We start from the raw sequence: 7647 nt of genomic DNA, 5'->3' as shown, positions 1-7647 counted from the left end.
CGCCGGACTTAAATTGTGAGATAGCCACACCCTTCACGGGGTGTGGCTATTTTGCGTTAACCCGCCTGCGCCCTCGCGTGAGACGGATGAGAGCGCGACGCTAGTCATTAGCCACACATTCCTCACCGAAGAGATGCGTGGCGCTCGATGAGGAAGGACCGAGGGGCCAGTAGCCCTCTGCACGGTGTTGAAGTGCGCTCCTGCTGCAGTCTCGGCGGTGGACTTAGATAGCGACATCCACCCATTCGAAGCCAGCAGTCTCGAGAGCGCCCGCACCGGATGTGATTCCCGCGACACGCTCACCGACTGCAGCGGCGTCAGCCGCGGCCACCGCGATGGTGGTTATCGCGAGGGCGCCATACTCCGTGCCGAGGACCGTCACGCCGTGCTGTCTCAGTTCAGCTTCGACTCGTCCAGCATCCGAATGCGCGAGAGCCAAACGAAAGAGCTCTCGACGCTCGCGCGTGACGAGGCCGTTTTGATTGCGTGCGTCGTCGACGGCAAGCGCTACGGCATCCGAGTACGCCCGGATGAGTCCGACCGTGCCCAAAAGGGTCCCACCGAAGTACCGAGAGACGACGGCAACACAGTCGATCAGGTTGCGGCCGTGCACTACATCGAGAATCGGTCTGCCCGCTGTGCCTGACGGTTCGCCATCGTCGTTCGAGCGGCGAATCTGCGAAGGCTCCGTAGCGGAGCCGATAACGAAAGCGGAGCAGTGGTGTCGAGCGTCCCAGTGCGTCTTTCGTGCTGACTCGATCGCGTCCCGTGCTTCGTCCTCAGTTTCGACTCGCGTCACGCGACAGAGAAAACGTGAGCGTTTCACTTCGAGTTCAGCCTCGGCAGAGGAGCCAGGGCCTCCGCGAAGGGTGAATTCGAGCATCCACCCATTGTCTCTCATCGGCACTCCACACATGATGCTACGTGCGGGCAGGCGTAGGCTTGAACATCATGGAGCTGTTTGCCGCAATCGTTCTCTTTGTCAGTGCACTATTCAATGTGATCGCCTGGCCCCGCTTCTTTAAGCGCGTCAGCAGTGATCCACGCGCACGCGACGACGCAGGTGCAACGACGGCGTTCTACCGGGTGCACGCTGTACTGCTGGGCATCGCCCTCGCGATTGCTGCAGCATCCGTCTTTGCCGGAGTCATGTTGCTCGGTTAGGGATATTTGGCGCTACAGCAGAGCATTGCGTGAGTTCAGCTCGTTAGTGCAGCGTGCAGCGTGCAGCGATGGTGTGTTCCGGCAGTGCCAGAGGCCGCCCCAGTTGTGGGCAGATCACTCCGCTGCACCGCGATTTGAATCTAGTTGTCAGTATCGTCGCCCAGTATAGGGAGCATGAGTTTTATGCTCCCTCCGCTGCGGAACCCTCGGCGCACCATCGGCGATCGTTCGTTCGACTTCTCGCAGCGCGTCGCGGTAATGGCGATCGTCAATCGTACGCCCGACTCCTTCTACGATGCTGGCGCGAACTATGCGCTCGAGGATGCTGTCGCTTCGGCCCTGCGCGCGGTACGCGACGGAGCTGACTGGATCGACATCGGCGGAGTGCCGTTTGCTCCAGGGGAACCGCTGAGCGTTGATGAGGAATGCGATCGCGTCGTTCCCGTTGTTCACGCCTTACGTTCCCAGTCTGACGTCGTCATTTCGGTCGACACTTTTCATGCCGACGTTGCACGCCGCAGTATTGCGGCCGGCGCGACTGTCATTAACGACACAACCGGGCTCAGCGATCCTAATCTGGCTCGTGTTGTTGCCGACAGCGAGGCCTCGCTCGTGCTTGTCCACTCTCGCGCCCAACCTCGAACGCAATTCGCTCGCCCGCAGTACGATGACGTCGCGGTCGAAGTGCGCGACTTCTTAGCGAGCCGGGTCGAACTCGCCCACAACGCTGGTGTTCCAGATGATCGGTTGTTTGTGGATCCCGGTCACGACCTCAACAAAAATACTCTTCACAGTCTCGAACTCACGCGTCGTCTCGACCTGATTACCGAGCTAGGGCTACCAACGCTCGTTGCTCTCTCGAACAAAGATTTCATCGGCGAAGTGCTCGATAAGCCAAAGCGAGAGCGACTCGAAGGCTCTCTCGCTTCCGCCGTCGCCTGCGTGTTGAATGGCGCCCGCATAGTGCGCGTGCACGAGGTCGCCGAGACGGTGGATGCCGTGCGCATGGCGGAAGCGATTCTTGGGCTCCGCGAGCCGGCGATGCTGAAGCACAATATGTCCGACGCCAACGAAAGGTAGACCGTGGCCGCTGCATCCGAAATTCACTCTCTGACTGCGGGAGCAAGTCTCACCGATGAGCAACTGCTGGCAAGCTACGCGGTGGCCGATCGCGCACAACCGTGGCTGCGAGCTAACTTTGTGTCGAGCATTGACGGTGCCGCAACCCACGAGGGTGTCTCTGGCGGTCTTGCTACTGAAGCGGACGGTCGCGTTTTCGCGTTGCTCCGCAGGCTTGCGGATGTCATCGTGGTCGGCGCTGGTACGGTGCGTCAAGAGGGCTACCGCAATATCGCTCTCGATGAGGCGTCCGCGAAGTGGCGCACGGAGAACGGACTCGCAGCCCAACCGCCGTTCGCTATCGTCACCGCATCTCTGCGGCTTGAGCCGAAAGATCTGGCGTCGTACGCCACGCGACCATTCGTGATTACAACCGAGCGTGCTTCCGCAGAGAATCGTCGTCGCATTGAAGAGGTTGCCGATGTCATCGTTGCTGGCGACGCTCTCGTCGACACTGTCGAGCTGAAGCACGTGCTGGCTGAGCGCGGCTATCCTCAGGTACACAGTGAAGGCGGGCCGACGCTGTTCGCGACGATGATCGCTCAAGGAGTAGTCGACGAACTATGCCTGACGATCAGCCCGAGGCTGGAGGGCGGGTCCGCTCGACGAATCGTGGATGCCGCAGACGCGACTCCACAAGACATGACCTTGGGCCACGCATTCAGCGCTCCGGATGGCTCCCTGCTGCTGCGTTACGTTCGCGCCTAGCACTCGACGACGTTGACGGCCAGACCGCCCATCGATGTCTCTTTGTAGCGTGAGCTCATGTCTTTGCCCGTCTCCGCCATCGTAATGATGACTTCGTCGAGAGACACGCGATGGGTGCCATCGCCCCACAGGGCCATTTTGGCGGCGTTGATGGCTTTAGCCGCGGCGATTGCGTTGCGTTCGATGCACGGTATTTGTACAAGCCCGCCGATAGGGTCGCAGGTAAGCCCGAGATTGTGCTCCATGGCGATTTCGGCGGCGTTCTCCACCTGCTCAGGAGTTCCGCCGAGGATCTCGGCGAGCCCAGCAGCAGCCATCGAGGAGGCCGAGCCGACCTCGCCTTGGCATCCAACCTCGGCGCCTGAGATTGATGCCATGCGCTTGTAGAGCACTCCCACGGCGGCGCTGGCGAGCAGGAAACGGACAGTGGCGTCATCCTTCGTCGCTTGGCTGGCATCCTTCATTCCGGGGGCGTAATGGGTTGCATAGAAAAGCACAGCAGGGATGATTCCCGCGGCTCCGTTCGTGGGAGCTGTGACGACGCGGCCGCCCGAAGCGTTCTCTTCATTGACCGCCAGCGCGACTAGGTTCACCCATTCTTGCCAGAACGCGGGATCGCGGTGGGGATCTTCTGCACGAAGGCGGGCATGCCAATCAGGTGCGCGGCGTCGTACGTTGAGAGTGCCGGGGAGGTTTCCGGTGCGTTCCAAGCTGTTGTTCTTGCACTCGTCCATGACATCGCGGATGTGCAGCAGACCTGCCCGCACGTCAGCCTCTGAGCGTCGAGACAGTTCGTTGCGCAGCATCACACCGCTGAACGGCAAGCCCTCGTTACGGCAGTGCTCCAACAGTTGCGCTGCCGTGCGAAAAGGGAGCGGGTCGGCAACGTGATCGATGCCGTTGCTGCCGTCGCGGTTGTCGCCCTCACGATAGATGAAGCCGCCGCCAATGGAAAAGTACGTAGCCTCGAGAACTGGAGAGCCATCAGTCGTGAGCGCAGCAAAGCGCATTCCGTTGGGGTGGCCGTCGAGAACCGTGAGCGGGTGAAGAGCGATATCCGCCTCGCGCAGCGGCACCTCGTGATGCGCCGCCAAGCGAAGGATCCCGGTGTCCTCAACTCGCGCGAGAAGCTCTTCCATCGCATCGGGGAGAACCTGATCGGGAAGATTTCCCTCCAAGCCGATCAGGACAGCGCTCATCGTGCCGTGGCCCGCACCGGTGGCGGCGAGGGAACCATAAAGTCTGACGTTGACGGTAGCGACGGCGTCGAGCATCCCATGCTCAGCAAGGTCGGCCGCAAACGAAGCAGCAGCGCGCATCGGCCCCACCGTGTGTGAGCTCGACGGGCCAATGCCGACCGTAAACAGGTCGAAGCTGCTCAGAGGTACCTCTTCGAGTGAAGGAGTAGGTACTTCAGTGGTGGGGGTCAGATTGCGAATGGCCACGGTGACTCCATTTCTTCACCGCACAGCATCGTGCGGGGATCGTTGAGTCCTCTCCGCTCTGTATCGGGCCTGAGAGTTTCCGCTCGCTTGTGGCGTCGCGTTGCCCCGTCGGCGAGTCGGACTGGGCCGACTACTTTTCAGAGTTGCCTAACTGCTGCGGTACTGGTGCCTGAGAGATTCCCGGAGAGGGTTTGCTCCTACGGCGCCAACCAACGATCGGAAGGGCTCTCCCGCAGCGGTATGACGGCTGTTCACTTGTGCCCCTCAGCATACACTCGACCCCAGAACCACCCTCAGAGAATGGTCTTCTGGCCGATCTAGTCTTCGGGATCGGCTGGGTCAATCGGGGCGTGGTGGTCAGCATCAGTAACACCACGACGCCAGTAGCCATCTGCTGCGACCTGATGCTTGGGCAGCCCTAACTCGCGGCGCAGATAGCGGCGCAGCGGTACGAGGGTAGTGGCTTCGCCAGCCATGAACACGAACGTCGTCTCGCCAATCTCTCCCATCGCCCGTAAGGCAGCATCCAGCTGACCGAGACCGTCGTGACGGTAGAACCATTCGGCAGACATGCGTGCCTTGTGTTCAGCGCTGAAGTACGATTCGACGCTGTCGTCTGCGACGTCGAACAGGGCTGTGATCTGCACTGACGGGGGAAGCATGTCGATCCAGCGTGAAACAGCGGGCAACGCTGTTTCGTCGGCAATCAGGATGACGTGGGTTGCGCCCTGGGGGAGAAGCTTTGAGCCGCGTGGGCCTGCAACCACGATCGCGTCGCCCGCGGCGGCCTTGCTGGCCCACGCGGAGGCGGGGCCTTCGTCCCCATGCACCACGAAGTCAATATCGAGTTCGTGGTGCCCATCGTGGCTGCGGAATCCGAGGGGAGTGTAGTCGCGGGAGATGACTTTGCCTTTGCCGGGGCGCTTGAGTCCTTCAGCGGTCATCGCAGGAGCAGTGAGCACGCCGGTCTTAGGGTCGGGAAAGAAGACCTTGACGTGATCGGCGGGGCCGCTACTGATGAAGCCCTCGAGCTCGTCACCGCTCACGGTTATTCGCGCGATTGACGGTGCCGGGTAGGTCACTGAGCTCACGGTGAGCTGGCGAATAGCAAGAGTGTGTCTGACGGATTCACGTTCAAGAGTCATAGGTAGTGGGCGCGGACGCCAGCTCATTTCGATAGGAAGTTAGGCTTACCTAACAACCTTATCGCGCGGATGCTGAGAGGGCTACCGAGAGGCACCTTGGAATGTTTGGATCGCCGAGCTAACTACTCGTTGCCAGACTCGTGGTGATCGAAATCTCTCCCTCGAGTGAGCGGTGCACAGGGCACTTGGCGGCGATCGCGACGAGAGAGTCGCGCTGCTCGTTACTCAGGTCACCGGTGAAACTCAGCTCGCGAGTGAAATGTTCGACCATGCCCTCGGTCGAGGCGCAGTGATCGCAGTCAGCCGCCTTGATCCGTTCGCGAGTGAGACGCACACTCACCCCCGTGAGAGGAATCTTCTTTCGGTCCGCATACATCCGAATCGTGATTGAGGTGCAGCTGCCGAGCCCCGCCAAAATCAGGTCATAGGGTGCAGGGCCATGGTTCTCGCTGAGTGGTGCTGGCTCATCAGAGATTATCTCGTGGCCGGACGCAAAGACGCGCTGCTCATAGCGCGCTGGCCCGCTCTCGGTAACGATCACAGCGCTTCCGTCGGTAGTGACCTCTGCGCTCGGGGCTACTTTGCTTGGGTTCACTGTTTTATCGGTGCGGTCGAAGGCGTAGCGTGCCGCCCAGGCAGCGATCATGCTCGCTGCAAAGCTTGCATCCTCGCGGTCACTCAGGAGATGGTCGGCCTCATCCAGGGCTACGAAAGACTTCGGATGTCTGGCAGCATCGAAAATTTCGCGGGCGTTGTCGATTCCGACCGTCTGATCAACGGGGGAGTGAAGCACGAGCAGTGCGGCATCCAAGTTGCGCAGGCGTTCGCTTTGCGGTTGAGCCGCGACATCGTCAAGAAGTTGTTTGCGGATGCGAAACGGGCGCCCGCCCAACTGAACTGTTGCTTCACCCTCGGCAACGATTTCGGCATTCGCATGAGCGAAGAGGTTGCTAACGTGCGCTGGATCGCTTGGGCTGCCGAGGGTCACAACCGCACGCGTCGATGGCACACGATGGGTCGCTGCAAGCACGGCGGCGCCGCCCAAAGAGTGGCCGATGAGAATCGTTGGCGCGCGGTAGTTCTCCTGGAGATACTCGGTGGCAGCAACGATGTCATCGATGTTCGAGCTGAAATTGGTATTCGAGAAATCTCCGTCTGATCCACCGAGTCCGGTGAAGTCGAAGCGCAGGACAGCAATGCCGTAGTCAACGAGAGCGCGCGAAATGCGCGAGGCAGCGAAAGATTCCTTCGAACACGTGAAGCAATGGGCAAAGAGCGCGAACGCCGACGGCGTTCCCTCGGGAAGGTCGAGGCGGGCAGCAAGCATGGTGCCGTTCGAACCCGGAAATTCAATCTTCATGCGCGCACACCCCTTGATCTCTGCTGCTCCCAGCGTTTCGTATGCGAGCCTAGAGCGCAATGCTCAGGCAGGCGTCGTTATCTCCCTTAACGGGAGAACGGCCGGTGAAGAGAACCTCTTCGCCGGCCGCCCTCACGCGTCAGCTACAGCCCAGAGTTTGCCAGTGAACCTGAGATCTGGTCACCAGAAGGGTCATACACGAGGCAGAGAATTTCGCGGTCGCCCTCAGCCCAGCTGCCTTCGGTCGGGTAGTACCACGAGAAGTCGTAAACGGAATCATCGTATTCGACGCCCATAAACGTGCTGTACTCGGCATAGCAGTCATTGGTTGCTTGTTCTTGGATGACAGCGTCGCCGGGGAAGTCGCCTTCGGCAAGGTACGAAGCCGCATAAACTTCGGCGTCATGGGGTTCGGCGCAATCGACCGTCTTCGTGCTGGAAACCTCTCCGCCATCTTGGTTGCCAACTTCGCAGTCACCAATGACGAGGCTGAAAATGTCTTGAGTTGTTCCATTGCCGGAGTCAACAGCGTCGCTGATCTGATTCGTTACTTGATTCAGGATGCTGCACCCGCTGAGGGCCACCGCGGCAGCGGCGACAGCAGAGATTGCGATCGTTCGGCGCCAGATTGTCTCTGTCGTCATAAAAGTAGGTCTCTTTCTTGAGATTTGTCGCGCTTCGATTCGTTGTGTAGCGCTTCGTGCTA

General features: G+C 60.3%; 8 protein-coding genes and 1 riboswitch. Of the genes, 3 read left to right on the top strand and 5 right to left on the bottom strand.

Going from position 1 to position 7647, the window contains the following annotated elements:
* Nucleotides 1-223: 223 nt before the first annotated feature.
* Entirely contained in the window at nucleotides 224-883 is a 660-nt protein-coding gene (locus AACZ26_RS12350) for a YigZ family protein (protein WP_339621980.1), read from the bottom strand.
* A gap of 68 nt (nucleotides 884-951) precedes the next feature.
* On the opposite strand from AACZ26_RS12350, the gene AACZ26_RS12345 reads away from it, so the two are divergent.
* From AACZ26_RS12345 to AACZ26_RS12335, 3 genes are all read left to right on the top strand, one after another.
* Nucleotides 952-1164: an SCO4848 family membrane protein gene (locus AACZ26_RS12345; RefSeq protein ID WP_339621978.1), complete on the top strand. Its 213-nt coding sequence runs from the start codon at nucleotides 952-954 to the stop codon at nucleotides 1162-1164.
* A gap of 174 nt (nucleotides 1165-1338) precedes the next feature.
* Nucleotides 1339-2244, top strand: a complete 906-nt coding sequence (gene folP / locus AACZ26_RS12340; protein ID WP_339621976.1) for a dihydropteroate synthase — start codon at nucleotides 1339-1341, stop codon at nucleotides 2242-2244.
* Between the two features lie 3 nt (nucleotides 2245-2247).
* A complete protein-coding gene (locus tag AACZ26_RS12335; protein ID WP_339621974.1) occupies nucleotides 2248-2991 on the top strand; it encodes a pyrimidine reductase family protein in 744 nt (247 codons plus the stop codon).
* On the opposite strand, the gene AACZ26_RS12330 is transcribed toward AACZ26_RS12335, so the two are convergent.
* The 4 genes from AACZ26_RS12330 to AACZ26_RS12315 all read right to left on the bottom strand — a co-directional run bounded on the left by AACZ26_RS12330 (nucleotide 2988) and on the right by AACZ26_RS12315 (nucleotide 7585).
* The gene (locus AACZ26_RS12330; protein WP_339621972.1) at nucleotides 2988-4436 is read right to left on the bottom strand and encodes an L-serine ammonia-lyase; all 1449 of its coding nucleotides are present in this window, start codon (nucleotides 4434-4436) and stop codon (nucleotides 2988-2990) included. The two genes, AACZ26_RS12335 and AACZ26_RS12330, sit on opposite strands and share 4 nt — an antisense overlap.
* A gap of 147 nt (nucleotides 4437-4583) precedes the next feature.
* Nucleotides 4584-4679, bottom strand: a riboswitch (glycine riboswitch).
* Nucleotides 4680-4753: 74 nt separating this feature from the next.
* Nucleotides 4754-5581: a siderophore-interacting protein gene (locus AACZ26_RS12325; protein ID WP_339621970.1), complete on the bottom strand. Its 828-nt coding sequence runs from the start codon at nucleotides 5579-5581 to the stop codon at nucleotides 4754-4756.
* Between the two features lie 118 nt (nucleotides 5582-5699).
* Nucleotides 5700-6941 (bottom strand): alpha/beta fold hydrolase, encoded by a 1242-nt coding sequence (locus AACZ26_RS12320; protein ID WP_339621968.1) that lies wholly within the window; start codon nucleotides 6939-6941, stop codon nucleotides 5700-5702.
* Nucleotides 6942-7084: 143 nt separating this feature from the next.
* On the bottom strand, nucleotides 7085-7585 hold the full coding sequence (locus AACZ26_RS12315; RefSeq protein ID WP_339621967.1) for a septum formation family protein: 501 nt from the start codon (nucleotides 7583-7585) through the stop codon (nucleotides 7085-7087).
* Between the last annotated feature and the right edge of the window lie 62 nt (nucleotides 7586-7647).

This window comes from uncultured Salinibacterium sp. (genome assembly GCF_963974405.1).
Lineage (GTDB): Bacteria > Actinomycetota > Actinomycetes > Actinomycetales > Microbacteriaceae > Rhodoglobus.
Note: the sequence above shows the minus strand (reverse complement) of the source record. Positions and strands in the feature narration are given on the sequence as shown.